17 protein-coding genes are annotated in these 23242 nt (G+C 57.3%); 10 read left to right on the top strand and 7 right to left on the bottom strand.

Annotated elements, in window-relative coordinates:
• Entirely contained in the window at positions 1 to 1086 is a 1086-nt protein-coding gene (locus CUC55_RS14635) for an ABC transporter ATP-binding protein (RefSeq protein ID WP_067646828.1), read from the top strand.
• Between the two features lie 34 nt (positions 1087 to 1120).
• Entirely contained in the window at positions 1121 to 3124 is a 2004-nt protein-coding gene (locus CUC55_RS14630) for an aldo/keto reductase (protein ID WP_103088328.1), read from the top strand.
• 53 nt (positions 3125 to 3177) lie between these two features.
• On the opposite strand, the gene CUC55_RS14625 is transcribed toward CUC55_RS14630, so the two are convergent.
• Positions 3178 to 4362, bottom strand: a complete 1185-nt coding sequence (locus CUC55_RS14625; RefSeq protein ID WP_103088327.1) for an AGE family epimerase/isomerase — start codon at positions 4360 to 4362, stop codon at positions 3178 to 3180.
• Between the two features lie 186 nt (positions 4363 to 4548).
• Here CUC55_RS14625 and bcsN point away from each other — a divergent pair, with 186 nt between their 5' ends.
• The 6 genes from bcsN to CUC55_RS14595 all read left to right on the top strand — a co-directional run bounded on the left by bcsN (position 4549) and on the right by CUC55_RS14595 (position 14167).
• Positions 4549 to 5607 (top strand): cellulose biosynthesis protein BcsN, encoded by a 1059-nt coding sequence (gene bcsN / locus CUC55_RS14620; RefSeq protein WP_425352843.1) that lies wholly within the window; start codon positions 4549 to 4551, stop codon positions 5605 to 5607.
• Positions 5608 to 5722: 115 nt separating this feature from the next.
• On the top strand, positions 5723 to 7918 hold the full coding sequence (bcsA, locus tag CUC55_RS14615) for a UDP-forming cellulose synthase catalytic subunit (protein ID WP_103088326.1): 2196 nt from the start codon (positions 5723 to 5725) through the stop codon (positions 7916 to 7918).
• Complete coding sequence (locus tag CUC55_RS14610) at positions 7915 to 10311, top strand: cellulose biosynthesis cyclic di-GMP-binding regulatory protein BcsB (protein ID WP_103088325.1); 2397 nt, start codon at positions 7915 to 7917, stop codon at positions 10309 to 10311. Before bcsA ends, CUC55_RS14610 begins: the two co-directional genes overlap by 4 nt.
• Before the next feature lie 35 nt (positions 10312 to 10346).
• Entirely contained in the window at positions 10347 to 11357 is a 1011-nt protein-coding gene (locus CUC55_RS14605; RefSeq protein ID WP_425352852.1) for a family 8 glycosyl hydrolase, read from the top strand.
• Positions 11354 to 13624, top strand: a complete 2271-nt coding sequence (locus CUC55_RS14600) for a cellulose synthase (protein WP_103088323.1) — start codon at positions 11354 to 11356, stop codon at positions 13622 to 13624. Before CUC55_RS14605 ends, CUC55_RS14600 begins: the two co-directional genes overlap by 4 nt.
• A gap of 99 nt (positions 13625 to 13723) precedes the next feature.
• Positions 13724 to 14167 carry an RrF2 family transcriptional regulator gene (locus CUC55_RS14595; protein WP_067646808.1) on the top strand — a complete coding sequence of 148 codons (444 nt, stop codon included), beginning with the start codon at positions 13724 to 13726 and terminating at the stop codon, positions 14165 to 14167.
• 12 nt (positions 14168 to 14179) lie between these two features.
• Here CUC55_RS14595 and CUC55_RS14590 read toward each other — a convergent pair whose 3' ends face one another.
• The 3 genes from CUC55_RS14590 to CUC55_RS14580 form a co-directional block, all read right to left on the bottom strand.
• Positions 14180 to 14710, bottom strand: a complete 531-nt coding sequence (locus CUC55_RS14590; protein ID WP_067646804.1) for a flavin reductase family protein — start codon at positions 14708 to 14710, stop codon at positions 14180 to 14182.
• Between the two features lie 141 nt (positions 14711 to 14851).
• On the bottom strand, positions 14852 to 16000 hold the full coding sequence (locus tag CUC55_RS14585; RefSeq protein WP_103088322.1) for an amidohydrolase: 1149 nt from the start codon (positions 15998 to 16000) through the stop codon (positions 14852 to 14854).
• Between the two features lie 243 nt (positions 16001 to 16243).
• Positions 16244 to 17584, bottom strand: a complete 1341-nt coding sequence (locus CUC55_RS14580; protein WP_103088321.1) for a dicarboxylate/amino acid:cation symporter — start codon at positions 17582 to 17584, stop codon at positions 16244 to 16246.
• A gap of 246 nt (positions 17585 to 17830) precedes the next feature.
• Between CUC55_RS14580 and CUC55_RS14575 the strand changes: the two genes are divergently transcribed.
• Both CUC55_RS14575 and CUC55_RS14570 read left to right on the top strand, forming a co-directional pair.
• Positions 17831 to 19648 carry a sensor histidine kinase gene (locus CUC55_RS14575; protein WP_245417765.1) on the top strand — a complete coding sequence of 606 codons (1818 nt, stop codon included), beginning with the start codon at positions 17831 to 17833 and terminating at the stop codon, positions 19646 to 19648.
• A gap of 1 nt (position 19649) precedes the next feature.
• A complete protein-coding gene (locus tag CUC55_RS14570) occupies positions 19650 to 21008 on the top strand; it encodes a sigma-54-dependent transcriptional regulator (RefSeq protein WP_103088320.1) in 1359 nt (452 codons plus the stop codon).
• 55 nt (positions 21009 to 21063) lie between these two features.
• Here the strand turns inward: CUC55_RS14570 and CUC55_RS14565 are convergent, their stop codons facing one another.
• From CUC55_RS14565 to CUC55_RS14555, 3 genes are all read right to left on the bottom strand, one after another.
• Positions 21064 to 21546, bottom strand: coding sequence for a BA14K family protein (locus tag CUC55_RS14565; protein WP_067646787.1), 483 nt, complete (start codon positions 21544 to 21546; stop codon positions 21064 to 21066).
• A gap of 120 nt (positions 21547 to 21666) precedes the next feature.
• Positions 21667 to 22413 carry an aspartate/glutamate racemase family protein gene (locus tag CUC55_RS14560; protein WP_067646784.1) on the bottom strand — a complete coding sequence of 249 codons (747 nt, stop codon included), beginning with the start codon at positions 22411 to 22413 and terminating at the stop codon, positions 21667 to 21669.
• A gap of 10 nt (positions 22414 to 22423) precedes the next feature.
• The gene (locus tag CUC55_RS14555) at positions 22424 to 23242 is read right to left on the bottom strand and encodes an ABC transporter permease (RefSeq protein WP_067646781.1); all 819 of its coding nucleotides are present in this window, start codon (positions 23240 to 23242) and stop codon (positions 22424 to 22426) included.

Below are 23242 nucleotides of genomic sequence, written 5' to 3'. Positions count from 1 at the left end.
ATGGCGGAATTATCGCTTAAAAATGTCGTCAAACGTTACGGAGCCCTGAAGGTCATCCACGGTGCCGATCTGGAGATTGCCGATGGCGAATTCGTCGTCTTTGTCGGCCCTTCGGGCTGCGGCAAGTCCACCCTTCTTCGCATGATTGCGGGGCTGGAGGATATCTCCGGGGGTGAGATCAGTATCGGTGGCAAGGTTGTCAATGATGCCGAGCCGACGGATCGTGGCATTGCCATGGTGTTTCAGTCCTACGCGCTTTATCCGCATATGACGGTCGAAGAAAACCTTTCCTTCGGCCTGCGGATGAACGGCAATCCGAAAGCCGATACGGAGCAGCGTGTGCGCCGTGCCGCCGACATATTGCAGATCAACGAGTTGATTCACCGAACGCCCAAGCAGCTCTCGGGCGGCCAGAGGCAACGTGTTGCCATTGGTCGCGCCATCGTGCGCCAACCTCGTGTCTTCCTGTTCGATGAGCCGCTATCGAACCTCGATGCAGAACTGCGTGTGCAGATGCGGGTGGAGATTTCACGACTTCACAAGCAACTTGGCACGACGATGATCTACGTCACCCATGACCAGACGGAGGCGATGACGCTTGCCGACAAGATCGTGGTGCTGAGAGCAGGGCATATCGAGCAGGTCGGTGCGCCGCTCGATCTTTACGATGACCCCGCCAACCGTTTCGTCGCCGGTTTCGTCGGCTCGCCCAAGATGAATTTCCTGCCCGGCAACGTCGTCGGTCAAACAGCTGACGGAGTTACCGTGCGTTTGGCTGGCGGTGCCGGTGTGCAACTCGTGCTTCCACTGAAATCGCAGATCGCGGACGGAAGCGAGGTTGTTCTGGGCATCAGGCCAGAGCATTTCGGTGAGGCTGGCCAAGGCGATGCCGATCTGACGGTCGAGATCGACGTAGCAGAGCATCTGGGCAACACGAGCTACGTCTATGCGCGTATGGCCGGTGATACGCCAATGATTATCGAGCGGCCGGAATCCCGACATTCCAACGATCAGCAACACCTGACCGTCGGACTTTTCGCCAACAAGACTTTCCTTTTTGACAGCGCGGGCGCTCGTCTGCGCTGAAGACTATTCCAAGACCATCCAATGAGGATCTATCATGACTGACGTTCAACCCATCCGTTGGGGTATTATCGGCCCCGGAACAATCGCCCGCACGTTTGCCGATGGCGTTGCTCATTCAAAAACCGGAAAGCTCGTGGCAATCGCCAGCCGCAATCCTGATAAGCCAGGTCTTGGGGACGGGTTTGTCGGCGCTCGCATCGTTCATGGTTACGATGCCTTGCTTAGCGATCCTGAAGTCGATGCCGTCTATATTGCAACCCCTCACACCGGCCATGCCGAATGGGCGATCAAGGCGGTGCGCGCTGGCAAACATGTGTTGGTGGAAAAGCCGATTGCGCTTTCGGCCTATGACGCTGACGCTGTCTTCCATGAGGCGAAGAAAGCCGGGGTTTTTGCTGGTGAGGCCTATATGTACCGGCTGCACCCACAGACGGCGAAAATTGTCGAGCTCGTCAAAAGCGGGGTGATCGGGGAGGTCCGTATCATTCGCAGCAGTTTCGGCTTCAACATGGGCGGCTTCAAACCAGAACACCGTTTGTTTGCCAATGATGCCGCCGGTGGTGGCATTCTCGATGTCGGCGGCTATCCCGTCTCGATGGCCCGCCTCATTGCCGGGGCCGTTGCAGACAAGCCGGTTCTGGAGCCGGAAAAAGTATCCGGTGTCGCGCATCTCGGTCAGTCCGGGGTGGATGAATGGGCATCCGCCGTGCTGAAATTTCCCAACGGCATCGTCGCGGAAGTCTCATGCTCCATCATGGCGCAGCAGGACAATGTGCTACGCATCATCGGCTCGCAAGGCCGCATTCAGGTGGAAGATTTCTGGTTCGCCTCCGGTCATCAGGGCGGCGTTGGCAAGATCGACATCATCAAGGGCAATGACCGGCAGACCGTAGACGTGCGTGAAGATGGCTGGCTTTACTCCTTCGAGGTCGATGCCGCAGGTGAGGCCATTCGTGCTGGAAAAGCGGAATTTGCTTATCCCGGCATGAGCTGGGCCGATAGCCTCGGCAACCTGCGCGTCATGGATCAATGGCGTCACTCTGTTGGTCTTGAGTATGGTGTCGAAACCTCTGCCAAGCGCGTTTCGAATATTGTCGGTGGCACCGTTGTTGCGGGCAGCACTGTACCTAAGCGCACGATTCCAGGCGTTTCCAAGCCAGCTTCGGTGGTGGCGCTTGGGTTTGAGTTCTTCCCGAATTTCGCTTCCGCATCGCTGACGCTCGACACGTTCTATGAGGCTGGGGNCAATCTGTTCGACACGGCTTATGTCTATGGCGGCGGCAAGACGGAAAGCATTTTCGGAGACTGGCACACCAGCCGAAACGTGCCGCGCGAAGAGATCGTCGTCATCGGCAAGGGTGCCCACTCGCCGCTCTGCTACCCGGATATGATTGCAAAGCAGCTCGATCAATCGCTGGAGCGGCTGAAAACCGATTATGTCGACATCTACTTCATGCACCGCGACAACACCGTTGTGCCGGTGGGCGAGTTTGTGGATGCGATGGACTCCGAAGTAAAACGTGGCCGTATTCGGGGAATCTTCGGCGGCTCCAACTGGACGCGCGAGCGGATGGACGAGGCAGCGGCTTATGCGCAGAAGAACGGCAAGGCAGCACCAGCAGCACTTTCCAACAATTTTTCACTTGCGGAAATGCTGGACCCGATCTGGGCCGGTTGCGTTGCTGCATCCGATGACGGTTGGAAAGAGTGGCAGAAAGAGCGACAGATTCCGAATTTCGCATGGTCGAGCCAAGGCCGAGGCTTTTTCACGGAAAGAGCGGGGCGCGACAAACGCGATGACGAGGAAATCGTGCGCGTCTGGTATTCTGATCGTAACTTCGAACGGCGCGACAGGGCCATCCAACTGGGCAAGGACCTAGGCCGAAGCCCGATCCATATCGCCTTGGCCTATGTGATCGCGCAACCTTTCCCGGTTATCCCGCTGATCGGGCCACGCACGATTGCGGAGCTTGAGGACAGCCTCTCGGCGCTGGATATCAAGCTGACACCAGAACAGGTGCTCTGGCTGGAGGCTTGACGTTCGTCAATGGTGCGTCACCCTCGGACAATCCCGAGGGTGACGCGCGTTAACTACTGCAAGCTCTTCAGCACGTCCTGCGTTTCATAGATCGCGCAGACAATGTGATAAAACGTGCTTGCAGGTGCTGGTTCATCGAGCATTGGTGCGTTTTCCGGCCATTTGTCGAACCATAGGCCAGCGATGGGCGTGTCGAGAAACGGCTGTAGAGCACCGATGGCACGCGTGGCGGACGCGAGGTAGCGATGACGCTCTTCGCCATGTGTCACCGACGCCAATCGCACCGCCGCTTTCAGCCATTCCGTCTGCGGCCACAGACGCGCCAGTGGATCGTGAACTGTGAAATCATCGTAAAGACTCATGATCGCCACCTTGCGGCGCGGGCAGATGCCGTATTTTTCACCGATCTCGAAAAGGCGTTTTGCTTTCGTGACGGCCGTGGTGTCGTTCCGCAAATGACCCCAGCGTACGAGCAGCCATGCCCATTCGAACTGGTGGCCGGGTTCCATGATGCGGCCCTTGTCACCCGGCATCGGGTTCCAGTCGCGGTCAAAGAACTCTCTCAGCCCGCCCGAAGTGGGATCGATAAACTTGTCCATTGCAAGTTGGGCTACATCGTCTGCCAACTGATGCCATGGGCCTTCGGGATCGACCTTTNCCCATGCCAGCATGGCCTCGAAAAANTGCATGTGCGGGTTGGAGCAAAGGGGCTCGCGCGGCGGTTTGGCTTCTTCAAAGCCCACCACCGGATGGGCATAGTTATCTTGCAATGTTTTAAGAATGGAATTCGCTCGCTGGCGCATCTCATCCAGGCGTTGCGGAAAAACCATCGCAGTCTGTGCTGCGGCAAACAGCGCGAAGGCCTGATTGTAGAAGTCGAAAGTCGGATCGATCAGCTTGCCGGATGAGTTGGCCAGATTGCCGTAGAGCCCGTTTTCCAGACGATAAACCTTGTCGAACCAGTTCAGGCCGTGACCGACCGCCTTTTGCCATTCACCGTTCCAGCCGTTCTGCCCGGCTGCCGCATAACAATAGGCCTGACGCGGCTGGACCCGGGAGCGGCGATTGTCACCCAGCATCGGCTTTGCGTTCTGCCCGATGCGCTCGTAAAAGCCGCCATCCGGTTTGCTCGCGCCGATTTCCCACCACATCGGTAGGGCATCTTCGTCCAGCCAGCGGCGCAATCGCTTCACTTCATCAGAAAGTTGGCTCGTTGTGCTCATCGGTTGATCTGCCATATTCGTCCTGTTTTATGCCTGTTTATATGTCCGGTGCGTTAAAACCACATCAATCTCAATCCCTGTCCGCGTTCAAAGTTCCACCAAAAGTGGCGGGGAACTGGTCTCTTTCCCATCATCGGTCATGACCAAGAACAAGATGTGGGCGAATTATGATATTGCTAAATCACTATCCTCACGTATTTCATGCCAATGGTCTTTTCAAAATTGATTCGTCATGCGCGTGACCTTGCCAGCATGGGCAATGCGGCTGGTTTNGTGTCAGCAAAANCCGCTGTTTTCGTTCTTTTGCCGGGCATCGCGATGGCGCTTTCAGGCTGCAATAATCCCGGAGGCGTCAGGCCATCCGGCGCGCCAAAAATGCTGCCGCCAGAAGAGGCGCTTATTTTNCCGCCACCCGGTGGACCTGAAGTCATCAGCGTGATCAATCGCACCTATTCCAACGCAGTCGAGCAGCAGGTCATATTACGCTCCGACGCGCGAACACCCGGCCAGAACTATCTGAAGATCGAGCTTTACGGGCCGCAGCGCGCCGAAGATACCGGCAAGGATGGATTGTCCAGCAGCAGTTTGCGCGCATCGTCCATCTCGCGTGAAATTCGTACCGCCTTTCCGGGGGCACATGTAGCGACGTCAGCCGAGTATCTGCAAAACGCGTATGGCGCGTTTTCATATGCATCCGGTACAGGCGCTGGTGACGATACGTGTATCTATGGCTGGCAACAAATTCGCTCTCCCGAAAGCATGCGCCAAGGGTTCAAAAATCTCGGTCGCATCAATGTGACCCTGCGTCTCTGCCAATCCGGTGTGACAGTACGCGATCTGCTGACTGTCATGTATAATTACACGATTACCGGAAGCTACGATGCCGAAAACTGGAACCCCTACGGTACCGCACAGGCGCCACCGGAGGGTCTTGGGCGTTCCGGTAACCCCATCTATCCGGTGACGGCAACCGAAGTTCCCATGCAGCCGGGGGTGCAATCGCCGCCACCGTCTCCCGCCCCGGTCATTCGTCCTGTCGCTCGTGCTGCCGTCGTTCAGCCTCAAACGCAATTGCAGCCACCGCCGGTTACAGCGACGTCACAACCCCGCGTTTTGATACCATCTCCGACGGGCGAGTTGCCGAATGTTTCGCGACCGGCTGATGTGCCACGGCCTGCAAACAGTCCCGCAACGAAGCGTGTCGTCATTCCGTCACCCGGTTGCCCGTCTACGGGACCAGGGTCGCAGGCATGCAATTAACCATTTCTGTATAGTTTNCAGTAATAAGTATCGCGACGTCGCTGCGGTCGAGAGGCCGTAACGTCGCGTTTTGGGAGGCATTATGCCTTCAGTTGATTGGAAAGCGAGGGTTTGCATGAGCAAGGCCATCTCCGTTGTCGTCTGGGCGTTCGTCTCGGTTTGCGTTCTCGTCATCGTGACGCTGCCCGTCAGCTTGCAGACCCACCTCATCGCAACGGCGATATCACTCGTTTTGCTTGCCACCATCAAATCGCTGAACGGGAAGGGCGCCTGGCGGCTGATAGCGCTTGGCTTTGGCACGGCCATCGTGTTGCGCTACGTCTATTGGCGCACCACCAGCACCTTGCCGCCGATTAATCAGCCGGAAAACTTCATTCCCGGTTTCCTGCTTTATCTCGCTGAGATGTATAGCGTTGTGATGCTGGCACTCAGCCTCGTCATCGTATCCATGCCGCTGCCGTCGAGAAAGACGCGACCCGGTTCTCCAGGCTACGTGCCAACGGTCGATATCTTCGTACCCACTTACAATGAAGATACGACATTGCTTGCCAATACACTGTCTGCGGCGAAGAATATCGACTATCCCACAGACAAGTTTACTGTCTGGCTGCTGGACGATGGCAGTACGGTTCAGAAACGTAATGCGTCCAGCGTCCCCGATGCACAGGCTGCGGCAAAACGACATGAAGAATTGCAGAAACTATGCGCCGATCTGGGCGTCAACTATCTGACACGAGAGCGCAATGTGCATGCCAAGGCCGGAAATCTCAACAACGGGCTGGAGCATTCCACAGGTGAGCTGATTACCGTCTTCGATGCCGACCATGCGCCTGCGCGCGATTTTCTATTGGAAACCGTCGGTTACTTCGAGGAGGACGAGAAGCTTTTCCTCGTCCAGACTCCGCATTTCTTCCTCAACCCAGACCCTATCGAGCGTAATCTGCGTACGTTCGAGACGATGCCGAGCGAGAACGAAATGTTCTACGGCATTATCCAACGCGGCCTCGATAAATGGAACGGCGCGTTTTTCTGTGGCTCCGCTGCGGTTTTGCGCCGGGCTGCGCTGAAGGAAACTGATGGTTTNAGCGGTGTCAGTATCACCGAGGATTGCGAAACGGCGCTTGCATTGCACTCGCGTGGATGGAACAGCCTCTACGTCGACAAGCCGCTGATCGCGGGACTTCAGCCCGCAACGTTCACCAGCTTTATCGGTCAGCGCAGCCGTTGGGCGCAGGGCATGATGCAGATCCTGATCTTCCGTCAGCCGTTGTTTCGTCGCGGGCTCTCGTTTACGCAACGTCTTTGTTACATGTCATCCACGCTGTTCTGGCTGTTTCCCTTCCCACGCACCATCTTTCTCTTCGCGCCGCTTTTTTACCTGTTCTTCGACTTGCAGATATTCGTCGCGTCCGGCGGTGAATTTCTGGCGTACACCGCTGCGTACATGCTGGTGAACCTCATGATGCAGAATTTTCTCTATGGCAGTTTCCGTTGGCCGTGGATTTCCGAACTCTATGAATATGTGCAGACGGTGCATCTTCTGCCTGCGGTCGTGTCGNTCATTTTCAATCCGTCCAAGCCGACCTTCAAGGTGACGGCAAAAGACGATTCCATCAGCGAGGCACGGCTTTCCGAAATCAGTCGGCCATTCTTCGTCATCTTCGCTGTGCTGATCATTGCCATGATCTTCGCGATCTACCGGATCTACGCCGAGCCCTATAAGGCCGACGTCACGCTGGTGGTGGGCGGCTGGAACCTGCTCAACATCATTTTCGCGGGCTGTGCGCTTGGCGTTGTATCGGAACGCGGCGAGAAATCCGCGTCACGCCGTATCACCGTCAATCGTCGCTGCGAGTTGCAAATCGGTGATAGCGAGGCGTGGTCGCCAGCGACTGTTGAAAACGTCTCGGTTAACGGCATGCTCATCAATATTTTCGAGCAAGGCCTGGGGACGGTCGAAAAAGGTTCTGCGGCCACCATCCGCGTCAAACCGCACAGCGCAGGCGCGCCGACGACCATGAGCATCGACATCGTCCGATCCGTTAAAAAGGACGGCTTTACCCAGGTCGGGTGCACCTTTGCGCCAAAGCAGGCGATAGACCATCGGCTGATCGCCGACCTGATCTTTGCCAATTCCGAACAATGGAGCGAATTCCAGCGGGCGCGCAGAAAAAATCCCGGGCTTATCAAGGGTACCGCGACGTTCCTCGCAATTGCCGTGTTTCAGACGCAGCGCGGCTTGTATTACTTTTTCCGCTCGCTCAAGCCGGAGCGGCCCCATAAAACGAAACTGGAANCGGCGAAGTCATGAGAACGGCGCTTCTTCTCACCGCATTTTTGGCGTCCGTTTCAACCGTAGCCTTTGCGCAGTCGGCACCTTTCGACATGTCGCCGGAGCGGCCAGCAACGTCCGCGCCGCCTCCACCTCTGGCACCCGTGGCACCGCCACAAATTCAGTTGCCCAGTCGGATTGCGCCATCGTCTCCGGTCCCGCCCGCTGCATCCACCCCGCCTGGTGCCCCGCCAAAGGTCGTCACGCGTTTGGGCGCCGGCAACCCGGATGATCGCCGTCGTTACATCCTGCCGTTTTCCGATCTCAGTCTGTCCGGTGAGATGGATCAGCGTCAGTGGACGCTGTATCTGACGCAGGACCAAGCCCGGTCGGCTGTGTCGCTGAACATCGGATATCAGAACGCCATTGTCGTTGCGCCGGAAAGCTCCAATCTTGAGGTTTCTGTCAACAATGTACCGCTGGAGCGCAAAAGCGTGTCGTCGCCCGATGCCGAAGGCAATGTGACGATGACGATACCGCCCGGCGCGCTTCAGGCCGGTGCAAACATGGTGTCTCTTGGCGTGCAACAGCGCCACCGTACGGACTGCACCATTCAATCCACCTATGATCTGTGGACCGAAGTCAGTCCTTCCAGCACCTATATGTCCTTCAATGCCGATGTTGGCAGCCAATTCGACATTATCGATGACATTCAGGCCACGGGTGCCGATCCAGCCGGGTTGACCGCCATCGAGATCGTCGCCCNNGGGCTTGCAAATCCTGTTTCTGCACAGCCGCTGTTGAAACTGGCACAGGCGCTTGCACTGCGCACGCAAATGCCGAACCAGAGCATCACGTTTCGCACCACGGTTCCCACGGAACGCAAAGCCGGAACGCTGGTCGTCATCGCGGGAACGTCACGTGAGATTGCCACCGCCACGCGGTCTGTCCCACCAGAGGCTTTGGCTGGCCCCTATGCGGGCTTTGAGAACGCCATCGTCGGTGGCGTATCGGCGCTGATTGTCAGCGGACCCACCGCGCAGGCGGTGCAGACTGCTATCGAGTCGCTTTCCTCTTCTGTAGAGCGGCCCGTCGGTACATCCCGCACCGCGCTGTCGACCAAGGCCTGGCACACGCCAGATGCGCCGTTGGTCATGTCCGATCGGCGTTTGCCGTTATCGGCACTCGGCGTCCGCAGCAGTGAATTTTCAGGCAGACGGTTCCGCACCGAGTTCACCATCGGCGCGCCAGCAGATTTTNACGCATCCGCTTACGGCGAGGCCACCCTGCTTCTGGATGCGGCCTATTCCAATGAAATTCTGCCGGGCAGCCATATCGATGTCTACGTAAATGGCAACATCGCGTCGACCGTGCCGGTTTCCAACCGGGGTGGCGGGATATTTCGCCATCTTCCCATCAACGTCACGATGCGCCATTTCGTGCCGGGCGTGAACACGATCGCCATCGAAGCCGTGCTGATGACGCAGGCGGATACGGAGTGCCTGCCGGGCGCGCCNGCCAATCAGACCCCTCGTTTNGCATTGTTCGATACCTCAGAGCTGCATATTCCGAACTTTGCGATGATTGGTCGTGCGCCTGATCTGGCCGCCATGAACGGTGTAGGACAACCTTATCGGCACGGTGCAGAGCCCGTTGCCCTTTGGCTGGAGCGCGTGGACACGGATACGATGTCCGCAGCGGCCACGCTGCTCAGCCGATTGGCTGTCGCTGGCGGTCAACCGGTGCCGGTCGAGCTGGTGGCGACACCGGCGGCAGTTGGCGATAGAAACGCGTTGTTTTTCGGCACGCTTGCGCAAATGCCGCAGGGGTTGGTCAACCAGCTTGATCTAGCATCCGCCAGTCAGGTGGCGTGGAAAGAAAGCGACAATGCCGTACAGCCCGCACAGACCGACCAGTTGTTCAACGACTGGCGCCAGCGGGTGGATGGAGGCGTCTGGCAGGGGCAGGTATCGTCTTTCGAGGAGTGGCTCAAACGCAATTTCGACATCAGTTCGGATACGCTGCGGTTCCTTCCCGGTGCCGAACAGGTCTATACGCCGCCGGGCAATGTTACATTCATGTTGGCGCAGGGCATGAGCCCGGGCGGCGAGGGCGTCTGGACCATGGCCACCGCCCCGACCTCCGCCGATTTGCGGACCGGCGTGGCCGCCATCGTTGAACAGAAGCGATGGGCGACGCTGGCTGGGCGCGTTGCGACCTATGATGCGACGTCCGACACGGTTGAGACAATTGCTGCCGAGCAACCAACCTTCATCGTGACCCGCCCGTTCAGCTTCTCCAACTGGCGGTTGATCGCCGCCAACTGGCTGTCCACCAACACGCTGTCCTACTCCCTCGTTTTCATCGGTTTTCTGACGCTGTTGGGATGTGTGACGTTTCTGATGCTGCGCGGCATGGGACGAGGCAAATGAGACAGTTCCTCCGCTTTCGGTTCAAACTTCTGGTGATGCTGGCAGCCATGTTTTTNCCATTCACCGCCACGGCTGCTTCGATTACGGAAGCCGACTGGAGTATCTATAAAACGGCCTTTCTCGACCCCACGGGCCGTATCATCGATACCGGAAACAACAATATCAGCCACAGTGAAGGCCAGGGTTACGGCATGTGGCTGGCTGTGCTCGCCGACAAGCCTGCGGATTTCGAACTAATCTGGTCGTTCACCAGAACCGAGCTTCTGGTTCGTGATGATGGTCTGGCAGCATGGAAGTGGGACCCGCAGGCCAACCCACACATATCGGATATCAACAACGCGACGGACGGCGATATTCTTATTGCTTATGCTCTGGCGCTCGCGGCGAAGCAGTGGGCCAAGCCGGATTACGCCGAGGCGGCGCGGAAAATTGCCCAGACCGTAATCGACAAGTCAGTTGTCGTACGCGGAGGACGCACACTTCTGCTGCCCGGCACGGTTGGTTTCGGAGAAAAAGACCGCCCGGATGGCCCGGTCGTCAATCCGTCCTATTTCATTTTTGAAGCGTTTCCTGTTTTGAACGAGCTTGCTCCATCTCCGCTCTGGGGGGCGTTGACGCGGGACGGGCTTGCTCAGATATCGTCATACTTGTTCGGTCCCAGGAAGCTGCCAGCAGACTGGGTTTCGGTAAGGACGAAGCCACGTCCGGCAGATGGTTTCCCCCAGGAGTTTGGTTATAACTCCGTCCGCATACCGCTCTATCTGGCACGCGCAGGGCTGGCGGATGTGAAGCTTCTCGATAGATTACGTGCGTCCATCCTCCTGGACGATGGTAATATGGCCACGTTCGATCTCCGTTCCGGCGACACCAAGGATGTTCTTTCCGATGCCGGATATCGCGTTATTCCAGCACTGGCGGCCTGTATAATCGACAGAAAACCCATCCCGGATGACCTCCGTCGCTTTACGTCAACACTTTATTATCCATCTACGTTGCATCTCTTGGCCTTGTCATTCGCGACTCAGGCGCATCAGGAGTGCTTATGAACGGAAAGACGCTCTACATATCTGCCGCGCTTTTAGTTGTTGGTGGTGTTGCAGCGTTCCAATGGCGTGACGAGCTTTTGGGCAGGGTTTCAAGTGTTCACACGACGGGTTCGATCAATCCGGGTGCGCTTGGCAGCCGTGTGTCTTTCGATCAGAATCCAATCCGAACCAATCCGGTGCGGTCACCTGCAGCAAGCCGCGTTACACAGTCTGAAGCCCCGGCAGCAGAACCGCCCGTGACCGTGCCAGTTGTCGATGGTGCGCAGGAGCCGACTTTGGCGCGCGTCCAACGCGCCGCGCCAGTTTCGCCCGACACTGCTACACCCAACCCTCCTGTGGTCGATGAGAGCGCCCTTCGGTATTTCGCCGCACAAGGCGATACCGCCCGCCTACAGGCAGAAATCGCACGTTTGAGAGCGCTCTATCCAGGCTGGACGCCTCCGGCAGATCCATTGGCTGTGCCAGAATTGCGCGATCCGCAAATGGATGCCATGTGGCAACTATATGCCAATGGCCGTTATGCCGAAGTTAGAAAAGCCATTGCCGACAGGCAGGCGACAGATGCGAGCTGGCAGCCGCCATCCAATTTGCTTGAGATGGTCAACCTTGCCGAAGCGCGCCAGCGCCTTGTCAACTCGTCCGATCTCAAGCAGTATAATGCAGTGGTCGAGACGGCCTCAAACAATCCGGGCCTGTTGACGTGCGGTGAAGTGGATGTGCTGTGGCGTCTGGCCGAAGCCTTTGTGCGCACAGATAAGCCAGAACGTGCGCGCGACGCTTATACCTATGTCTTGAGCAATTGTGATGGACCCGGTGAACGGCTCGCAACGGTTCAAAAAGCATCCGCCCTTTTGCCCATCGCCATGATGGAAGACCTCCTGTCGAAGGAAAANCCGGGCACCGACGGGCAGCTTGAATTCGAGCCGATCCGCGATGATCTGGCCCGGCAGCTTGTTGCCAATGCGGGCGAGGACAAGAACGCTATTGTTCCAACGACCTATCTGTTGCGCTTGGAACGTCTGGCGGAAAGCAACAAGCTGGCAAGCGATGCGCTTTTGCTGGGCTGGTACAATCTTCGCCGCGACAAGATGGAAGACGCCGAAAAGTGGTTCCGTCAAGCCAAGACGGCAGACGATTCCGCAGCCGCTTCACAGGGCCTTGCGCTTGCTTTGATTGCTCGCGATGCGCCGCGCGATGCCGAGGATGTCATGTATAAATGGCGGGCGTCATCCGATGATTCCCGCAAGACCTATCTGGCATCGGCCGCAAATCTTCTGGCGCTCGATCCGCCTGTGGCCCTTGAGCCCGAGGTTCTAAAGCGCATTGCGGAGGAAGCGGTCTCGCAGAAAGATGCGGCGACCGCACAGGAGTTCGGCTGGTATTCCAGAGCGTTCGAGCAGCCGCAGATGGCGTTGCAGTGGTTCAGCACGGCCTTGGCATGGAAGGCAGACGATGAAGCCTCGGCCTACGGCCTAGCTTTGACCTATCAGCAATTGAACAATGTTGCCGAAGTCCGCCGACTGCAGCAGCAATGGGGTGCGCAATCCCAGCGCATCGCGAATGTCGGCCGGTCAGAACCCCAAGCGCCGAGTGTCGCCACTGCCCGACCTGCCGAGAACGCTCCGCAGGCCCAGGCTGTTATGGTTCGTCGCGACGATGTTGCCTATACGCAATACGCAAACACCGTTAGCCCCAGACAGGGGCGCATTTCAAGCCAGAGCCAGCCTTCACGCAAGACCAGCAGATGTGTGACGAGTTTTGATCCGGATAGTCTTGCACCCCAGCAGGCGTTGCAGCAGGGTTGGTGCCTGATGGAAGCAAACAGGCCCGCCGAGGCGTTGAAAGCTTTTGGCTCTGCGCTCAAAGGCAGTCAGGAAACGGTCAGAAGCGATGCCGCCTATGGTCAAAGCCTTGCCTATCTTCGGATGGGGCTGACGGATAACGCTGCAATTTCCGCCACCAAGGCTGGAATGGACAGAACCAAGGCGACGGAACTTCAGATAGCCATTCTGACGGACAGGGCGCTGGCGGCATATCAGAACAAGCAATATGAAAAGGCGCTGATCCTGCTCGATCAGCGAGCACGCTTTGCCACGGAACGCACCGATCTGATGGTCATCAGGGGGTACGCCTACCTCAATATGAAACGCTACGGCGAGGCCATTCAAGTCTTTGAGGGCCCCGCTTCGACCGGGCAANGAGACGCTGTCAGAGGCCTGTCTGCGGCAAGGGATGCGCGCCCGAGCAATGGCCCAAGAGGCGGTTGAATACAGCTCATGTATTTTTGATAGATTTCATGGAGTTCATTGAAAGTTCATCTGGCGGGTTATATGTGGTTCTCAGATACTCTTCTCTGAAAGACGACGATGCTGACCAAAAAGGGCAAATACGGGCTTAAGGCGATGATCGACCTTGCTGGTCTCGCACAGGGACAAACGGCCTTCGTCAGCGAAATCGCAGCTCGTAATAATATCCCTAAGAAATTTCTGGACGCCATACTCTTGGAGCTTCGCAATGAAGGAATGCTCCGTTCCAAGAAAGGCCCGGGTGGCGGATATGCGCTGTCCAAAGCGGCTTCCGACATTTACATCGGTCAGGTCATCCGCGCCCTGGACGGTCCGCTGGCGCCGATCCGCTGTGCCAGCCGCACTGCGTTCGAAGCATGCGAAGACTGTTCTGATCCACAAACCTGTCAGGTCCGCAGGTCAATGACCGACGTGCGGGACGCAATGGCCGCCGTTCTGGACAACATGACGCTGGAACAATTCGCGTCCAACAAGGGCGACGTTGCTACGGAACGCACGGCTTAGGTGCTCAGCCTATCAAACAGTCGCAAGATTGGCATATCGCCCGCCGTGATAGATGAGCGGTGCACCTTCGGCTCGCTCTACCGATAGCACGCGTCCGATGATGATGGCGTGTGTGTGGCGTTCGATGACGTCTTCAACGGCACAGTCGATGGCAGCGAGCGCGCCACGCAACGCAGAAGCACCACTTTCCAGCTCGAACCATTCCGCATCAGTATAACGGTCAACGCCTTTCAAGCCGCCGACACCGGCAAATCGTGAAGCGACGTCCTGCTGTTCTGCGGACAGAATGTTGACGCAGAAGTGGTTGTAGCGTGCGATGATCGGCCACGTCGACGAGGACTTGTTGATGTTGACGATCATCGTAGCGGGCTCCATGGAAAGAGCGGTCGCGGAGGTCACAGTCGCCCCGGTGCGGTTCGACCCCGTGCCTGCGGTGACGACGGAGACGCCGCCTGCCAAGCTGCGCATGGCCGCCTTCAGTTCGTTGGAATCGAATGCCGCTTTCTCACGTTCATCGTGGAGGTAAGTCACTGTTGCCGTCATCCTGTTCTCTCCAAAGCTTCAAGTCCCCAGTCATCAAACGATATCAGCGGGCTCAGGGGCCGAGGAGCGAAAGGATTTCATTGTTTATGAATTTTGTAGAAATCTGTTGTGGTTTGCGACGGTTTAATGCCCGAGGCAGGTTTAGTCCGTCAGGTTTCTGATTGCGCGCATGAATATCCGGGCGCCTGTCGCGATCAATGCGTCGGGAAANTCGTAATCGGGATTATGCAGGTTGGGATGATCGGTGCCTGCGCCGAGAAAAANCATCGCAGACTTGGAGACAGCGCCAAACCGCCCGAAATCTTCCGATGCGCGCATGGGCAAGCTACGACCATCATACTGCACCTGTTCTTGATCCAGTGCCATTCGAAGTTGGGCCACGGCATCTGGGTCGTTCTCGCAATGATGAAAGATATCGGCATAGGACATGTCGATCGCCAGCGCGTTATCGGCAGCGGATTTCGTGGCCAGTTCTTCGGCGGCAGCGCAAAGTTCTGCCATACGCTCATCCGTCAGGGTCCGAAGCGTTGCCCATATTTCTGCATTGGCTGGCGCTATTCCGAAGGCCGCTTCACCCATCATGGCATGGGTAATCGTTACCATCTTGAAGTCCGGCTGAGGCGGAAANCCTTGTCCGAGAGACGAGAGCGCTGGCATTAACGCTGAAATCGCCCGCATGGGCGAAACGCCATGTTCGGGCGACGAAGCGTGCGCTGTCTTGCCGGTAAGTTTTATCTTTATTCCACGGGATGCACAGTTGACCGGCCCCTCTATCAGCGAGACGTGACCCAACGGCAGACCGGGCAGATTATGTAAGGAAANTGCGTAGTCCGGCCTGATGTCCTCGAAAGAACGATCTGCGATAACCGCAGCAGCACCCGCTCCGGTTTCTTCAGCTGGCTGAAACAGCAATATCACCTTGCCTTTGCCGGGGCGACGCTTTGCAAGCCCCCGCGCCAAAGCCAGCAATATCGTGGAATGTCCATCATGACCGCACAAATGCCCATGCCCCTCAATGGTAGAGCGGTACGGTACGTCGGTCTTTNCCAGAATGGGAAGCGCGTCGAGTTCCGAGCGGATGAGCATGCTTGGGCCGTCATTGCCGCTGTCGAAGATCGCCGCCACTCCATGGCCGCCGAGATCGGTCAAAACCCTGTCTGGCCGCGATTCTTCGAGATGAGCACAGATGCGTCGCGCCGTGTCCTTTTCTTGCCCGGAAATTTCGGGAAACCGATGCAGTTCGTGGCGAATGTCTGTGAGTTCAACCAGATCGTGGTTCGATAGAAACATGATAACCTGCTGCCATGGCGTTCAAGAGAGACCGCATCATGTCTACAGGTTCGGCCTCTCAATGCAAANTCTTCGGCGNCACCCATCTTCGATTTCGCCCAGTCTCAGCAATGTGGGCAGTGGGTCTTCCACCATGCTGTTGACCGAACGATCTGATACTATCGGATAGAGCTGGGCTGTATAACGCCAGAGGACTGCGCCGATCTCTCGGGCAGCCCTCTTAACGTTGCGTGTGGTGACGGCTTATTCCGCGGGTTGCGGTACCTGTGTTGGAGCGACTTCACCGATGTTGGGAACGACGTCGCCGTTGAGAACGCTGGCCAATTGTGCTTCGTCCAACTCGCCTTCCCAGCGGGCGACGACGATGGTTGCGACAGCGTTGCCGACGAAGTTGGTCAGGGCGCGGCATTCCGACATGAAGCGGTCGATGCCGAGGATGAGCGCCATGCCGGCCACCGGGACGGACGGAACGACAGATAGCGTCGCGGCAAGGGTGATGAAGCCCGCACCGGTGATGCCTGCGGCACCCTTGGAGCTGAGCATGGCGACGAGAAGCAGCAGGATCTGCTCACCCCAGGACAGGTCGATACCGGTTGCCTGCGCAATGAAGAGGGCCGCCAGCGTCATGTAGATGTTGGTGCCATCGAGATTGAAGGAGTAACCGGTGGGGATGACCAGGCCAACGACGGAGCGCTTGCACCCCGCCTTTTCCATCTTGCTCATCAGGCCCGGCAAGGCCGCTTCCGAAGACGATGTGCCCAGAACGAGTAGCAACTCTTCCTTGATGTAGCGGATCAAGGCGAAAATCGAGAAGCCGTTATATCGGCAGACCGCACCAAGAACCACGACAACAAAGAAGATCGATGTGAAGTAGAACGTACCGATCAACATCGCCAGATTGGTAACGGACGAAATGCCGTATTTGCCGATTGTGAACGCCATGGCGCCGAAGGCCCNGATCGGGNCAGCTTTCATGAGGATCGCGACCAGTTTGAAGATCGGATACATCAGCGCATGCATGAAATCGACAACGGGCTTGCCGCGTTCGCCGACGATACCAAGCGAAATGCCGAACAGCACCGAGAAGAACAGGACCTGAAGAATATCGCCATCAGCAAAGGCGCCGACGATGGTCGTCGGGATGATGTTCATGAGGAAGCCGGTGATGGATTGTTCATGAGCCTTTGCCGCGTAAGTCGCGACGGCAGAACCATCCAGCGTGGCCGGATCGATGTTCATGCCCGCGCCCGGCTGCACGACATTGGCAACGATGAGGCCGATGATAAGGGCGAGCGTCGAAAACGTCAGGAAGTAGATCATTGCCTTGCCGGCAACGCGGCCGACTTTCTTCATGTCGTTCATGCCGGCGATGCCGGTGGCGACCGTCAGGAAGATAACGGGGGCGATGATCATTTNGACGAGACGGATAAAGCCGTCACCCAGCGGCTTCAACTGTTCGCCGATTGCAGGGTAAAAATGGCCGAGTGCGATGCCCGCTGCAATGGCTATGAGAACCTGAAANTAAAGGTGCCGATAAANTGGCAGTTTTACGTGGCTGGAGGCCACGGTGGTGCTATCAATCATGTTAGTTCCTCCTCGATCAAAACCCTGCCTTATGGCCTCCCGGGTCTGACGCATTTGGTTCACGGTCAAGGACCGCCTATTTATGATTGAGCAATTCCCGTGCCAGAGTAATTTTTATGGCGTAACCATTTGAAATTTAATAATTTTAGTTTTCCTACTTTGCCAGTGAAATAAATTTGTGTATGTTCCCGCCCATTAAAATCATGAGTTTGTGTGGAAATCCGCACATTGGGAGCATTTCGCTTTATGCGCAGTCTCGATACATCTCGCGCTCGATGGACCGCATTCATCGTCATGTGGTTGATCATCGCCCTTGCTGCCTTCGTCGCTGCCGAACGGCTTGGACGCGTTCAGGCCATGAAGGCGCTGCTGGCCACGGCGACCACAGATGCGGAACTGAAATCGGCGCTTCTGAATGTCGCCCTTGAGCGTCCACGCGTTCTGCCGCTCGTGCTGGCCCGGGACCGGGATATCATCGAAGCCCTCCGGGATGGCGATGAAGCTGTCCCGCGTCTGAACCGAAAGCTGGAAGGGCTGATCGAGGGTACACAGGCGTCGGTCATCTATGTCGCGGATACCAATGGCGTGACCATCGCGTCCAGCAACTGGCAAACGCCGGAGAGTTTCGTGGGCTCCAACTATGCTTTNCGGGAGTATTTCAGGGCCGCGATGGACACCGGCATGGCCGAACATTACGCGCTGGGAAATGTCAGCCGGAAGCCGGGTCTATATATCTCACGCCGGGTAGATGGCCCCGATGGTCGTCCGCTGGGGGTGGTTATTGCCAAGGTCGAGTTCAATCGCCTCGAAGCGGACTGGAATATCGGCAGGCACCCTGTCTATATCGTGGATGCCAATGGCGTGGTTCTGATGACCAGCATTCCGGAATGGCGCTTCAACACCGTTGCACCAATTGATGAAGCCCGGCGAAAGACCATTTCCGAAAGCCTGCAGTTCGGTGACGAGAAGCTTTCGACTATGCCGGTTGAGACGTTGTCCCATCNGGGCCCACAAGTGGCGATCGTCAAGATCGACGCGCCTTCCTCCCTCAGCGGTGAATATCTGCGGCTGGAACTACCGGTTCCGACCACGGCATGGTCGCTGCATTATTTGCAGCCGGTCAAGGCCACCATGAGCGTGGCTATCCGTGGCAACCGGGTGATTGCCGCTGCGGGCCTCATGCCGCTGATGGCCTTTTCCGCGATATGGCTGCGTCGCAGGCAAAAGGCAGCGCAGGCTCGTGCCGAAGCCGAGCGTGATCGTTCCGAGCTGGAGCGCCGTGTGCAGGAAAGAACGATTGACCTGACGATGGCACGGGATCGTCTACAGGCCGAAATCATTAGACACGAACAAACCGCTGAAGAATTGCAAAGCGTGCAGCACGAACTGGTCAAGGCCAACCGACTGTCCATTCTTGGCCAGATTGCCGCCGGTGTCGCGCATGAAATCAACCAGCCGGTCGCGACCATCCGCGCCTTTGCCGATAATGCCCGCGTTTTTCTGAAGCGTGATCGCATGAAGGATGCGGATGAAAATCTGGAAAGTATCGCATCATTGACGGACCGCATCGGCGTCATCACCAGCGACCTCAAAATCCTGGCGCGGAAAGGCCGCACGGCGGCGGAGCCGGTCAGTTTGCGCCTGGTGATAGAAGGTGCGGTTGTGCTGCTCCGCAGTCGGTTTGCAGGGCGCATGGATGCGCTGGATATCATCTTGCCGGATGAAAACGTTATCGTGTCCGGCAGTCGCATTCGTCTGGAGCAGATCGTCATCAACCTTCTGCAAAACGCCCTTGAGGCGCTGGAAGACAAACCGAACGGCCGCGTCGAGGTGCGGGTAAAGCTTATGTCTGATGAGGTGGTTCTGACCATTGCGGATAATGGACCGGGTATTGAGACTGCTATCCACGAACAATTGTTTNCTCCCTTCAACACGTCGAAGGAAGGGGGGCTTGGCCTCGGCCTGGTTATTTCACGCGATATCGCGTCCGATTATGGCGGGCGGGTCGATGTTGAAACCAGCGAGAATGGAACCTGTTTTTTNGTTTATCTGAAGCGAGCATGACATGACGATGATCGGTACTGTCTATCTGGTCGATGACGATTCCCAACTGCGCAAGGCCATGCGCCAGACGCTGGAGCTGGAAGGCATGACCGTCATGCCGTTTCCGAGGGCGGAACAGGCTCTGGAAGCGCTCTCGACGGACTTCGATGGTATTGTCATCACCGATGTGCGTATGCCTGGCATGGACGGTCTGCAGTTTTTCGAGCGCGTGCGTGAGATAGATGCCGACCTTCCTGTCATCCTTATTACCGGGCACGGTGATGTGCCTATGGCGGTGGCCGCGCTGCACAACGGAGCCTATGATTTCATTTCAAAGCCGTTTCCCGCAGAACGAATGGTGGAAAGCGCACGCCGCGCACTCGAAAAACGTCATCTCGTCATGGAAANCCGAGCCTTGAAACGGGTGGCCCTGCAGGCGGAAGACGATCTTCCCCTCATCGGCCAGACACCCGCCATGGAGCGGCTGCGCAACACGCTGCGCCACATTGCCGATACGGATGTGGACGTGCTTGTGGCCGGTGAAACCGGCAGCGGCAAGGAGGTCGTTGCGACGGCCCTTCATCGCTGGAGCAAACGNCGCGCGCAGGGAAATTTCGTTGCTCTGAATTGCGGTGCTTTGCCCGAGACGGTGATCGAAAGCGAGTTGTTCGGCCACGAGGCTGGCGCATTCACCGGTGCGCAGAAAAAACGGGTTGGCCGTATCGAACACTCCAGTGCCGGCACACTGTTTCTGGATGAAATCGAAAGCATGCCACCTGCAGTGCAGGTCCGTATGTTACGAGTTCTGGAAATGCGCAAGGTTTCCCCCGTTGGCTCCAACGAAGAACGCGCCGTCGATATTCGTGTGGTGGCCGCAGCAAAGGTCGATCTGGGAGACCCGCTGCTGCGGGGAGATTTCCGTGACGATCTCTATTACCGTCTCAATGTCGTAACCTTGTCCATTCCGCCACTGCGAGAGCGGAAAGCAGATATTCCGCTGCTTTTTNCACACTTTGTCAAAAAAGCATCGACGCGTTTCGGTATGCCGGTGCCGAGCATCACCTCCACAGTGTCGCGTTATCTCAATGATCACGACTGGCCGGGAAATGTCCGCGAGCTTGGCCATTTTGCAGAACGCATTGTTCTGGGTCTGGAGGGTGCGGCAACAGACAAGCCATCCGCCGATGCCCGCGTTACGTCAGGAACACTTTCCGAAAGAATGGATCGGGAGGAGGCTCAGATCATTCGTGAAACGCTGGAGAAGTTCGACGGTGATGTCGCCGGGACCATTGGCGCGCTGGGTATTGCCCGCAAGACGTTCTACGACAAGCTTCAGCGGCACAATATCAGCCGGACGGACTATGTCCAAAAGGCATCATAGGGTCCCGAAGCCTCACCCCTGTCACAGAAACAGGAGTGAGGGGAGGTGGGATAGATCAGCCCGCGACGCAGAAATGGTTCTGTCCATCGTAACCCATGTAGGTTCCGGTCCGGGAATTGAAGCTGCCATAACGCTGCGAGCAGTAGTCATACCAAGCCGATGTCCATGGCTCGATCGTGCGGTAGGTCGGGCGAGGCTGATAGGCAGGTCTTGAGTTGTAAACAGGCTGCGCGCGGTAAACCGGGCGGGGTGCCTGGCGATAATAGTAGTTATCGTCGGGCTCGTTATAGGTATAGCGCGGCTGGTACGTCTGGTAGTGACGAACGGGCGGTTCGTCATAAACCCGCTCATCCGAATAACGTGGTTGAGCGAGGGCGGAACCGACCGCTACACCGGCTGCAAGACCAAGCACGCCGCCAAGCAGCGCGTCATCGCGGTTGTGGCGACGCCAGTCATCGGCGGACGCCGAGTTCAAGGGAACGATGACAGCTGCAGAGACTGCAAGAGCCAGAAGAGTTTTTGCTGCAAACGAGGCCATTTTCGTTTTCCATCCAAAGGGCAAATGAACTGCCAGTTGTTATTCAATGGTTAAGAATTAATGGCCTTCGGCTGAACCGGTGCTGAACGAATTGTGGCGATGCAAGGTGACGTCGTCGCGCTAGATGTTCAACATCGCCGCCGGTGCAAAACCATCGAGCATGCCGAGATACGGCTTGTCGACAGGGGCAGCGTATGCTCCCCGCTTTGCGGTTTTCAGGCCAAGCGTGATCAGTCCCTCGGCATGTTTGACCGCAGCCGTCACGCCATCGACGACAGGCACGCCGAATTCGGCAGAGAGTTTAGCCGCAAGGTCGGCCATACCAGCACAGCCCAGCACGATTGCCTCTGCACGATCCTCGCGGATGGCGGCGGCGATTTCTGAACGCAGCCGCTCTAGCGCGTTGGAGCTGGGGTCTTCCAGCGACAGCACCGAAATGTCGGCGGCACGAACCTTGGCGCGGGCGCTCATGCCGTAGCGGTGGACCAGATGTTCGATGGGCAGACGTGACCGCTCCATGGTGGTGACGACGGTGAAGCGCTGCGCGATGAAAGCTGTCGTTGCCACGGCTGCTTCGCAGATGCCTATGACCGGAATATTGGCGAGCGCGCGGGCGGCGTCCAGTCCGGTGTCGTCGAAGCAGGCAATGATGGCGGCTTGTGCGCCCGCCTTCTCGCCCTTGGCAATTTCCGCCAGCATGCCGGGAATGGCGAACACCTCGTCATAATATCCTTCGATGGAGACAGGCCCCATCAGCGATGTGACGGCTGTGATTTCCGTGCCCTCGGCGGCCACGCCTTTTGCGGCAGCGGCAATGGTTGCGGTCATGGAGGAGGTGGTATTGGGATTGACGATGAGAATGCGCATGATGTGTCGTTCAGGCCTTCAACTGGCGTCGGTTCAGATAGACGATGAAACCGAGGGTCCCCGCAATCACCAGAAACGAAAAGAGGGTTGTTACGGCCCCCAATGCGTAGAGCACCGGCGTCGTGACGTTGGTGGTCATACCGTAGATTTCCAGTGGCAGCGTGTTGTAAGTGCCTGACGTCATGAGTGTGCGGGCGAATTCGTCATAGGAGAGAGTAAAGCCGAAGAGGCCAATGCCGATCAGGCTTGGCGCAATCATCGGCAGAACGACCTCGCGAAATGTCTGCCAGGACGTCGCGCCCAGATCACGCGCGGCTTCTTCATAGGATGGCGAAAAGCGGTTGAAGACGGCCAGCATGATCAGAACGCCGAAAGGCAACGTCCATGTCATATGCGCGCCAAANGCGGACGTGTACCAGGCCGGCTCCAGACCGAGTTGCTGGAAGAGAACGCCGATGCCAAGCGAAATGATGATGGAGGGTACGACGAGGCTGGCAACCGAAAGATAAAACAGCGGCGTCGCACCGACGAATTTGCGACGAAACGCCAGGCCCGCCAGAAGTGACACCAGCACCGTGGCACTCATGACCATGATGCCAAGAGCGAGCGAGCGGCGGAAAGAGCCGCCGAAATCACCCACAGCCTGTTGCTGGAAGAGATTGCCGAACCAGTGAACCGAGAGTCCGTTCAGCGGAAACGTCAAACCGCCATTGGGGCCTTGAAAAGCAAGGATCAGGATGGCTGACAATGGGCCATAGAGAAACAGCACGAAGAGAGCGAAGAAGAAGCAGAGAACATAAAACTCGCGACCGCGTTTTTCAGAATGCAT

This window comes from Agrobacterium bohemicum (genome assembly GCF_002896715.1).
Classification (GTDB): Bacteria; Pseudomonadota; Alphaproteobacteria; order Rhizobiales; family Rhizobiaceae; genus Agrobacterium; species Agrobacterium bohemicum.
The sequence above is the reverse complement of the archived record's forward strand: the minus strand, read 5'-3'. Positions and strand labels throughout refer to the sequence as shown.

What these genes read in the sequence shown, in the direction of transcription:
- CUC55_RS14595 (WP_067646808.1), top strand. Translation starts at nt 13,724, where the DNA reads ATGCTGACCAAAAAGGGCAAATACGGGCTTAAGGCGATGATCGACCTT.
- CUC55_RS14635 (WP_067646828.1), top strand. Translation starts at nt 1, where the DNA reads ATGGCGGAATTATCGCTTAAAAATGTCGTCAAACGTTACGGAGCCCTG.
- CUC55_RS14590 (WP_067646804.1), bottom strand. Translation starts at nt 14,710, where the DNA reads ATGACGGCAACAGTGACTTACCTCCACGATGAACGTGAGAAAGCGGCA.
- CUC55_RS14560 (WP_067646784.1), bottom strand. Translation starts at nt 22,413, where the DNA reads ATGCGCATTCTCATCGTCAATCCCAATACCACCTCCTCCATGACCGCA.
- CUC55_RS14565 (WP_067646787.1), bottom strand. Translation starts at nt 21,546, where the DNA reads ATGGCCTCGTTTGCAGCAAAAACTCTTCTGGCTCTTGCAGTCTCTGCA.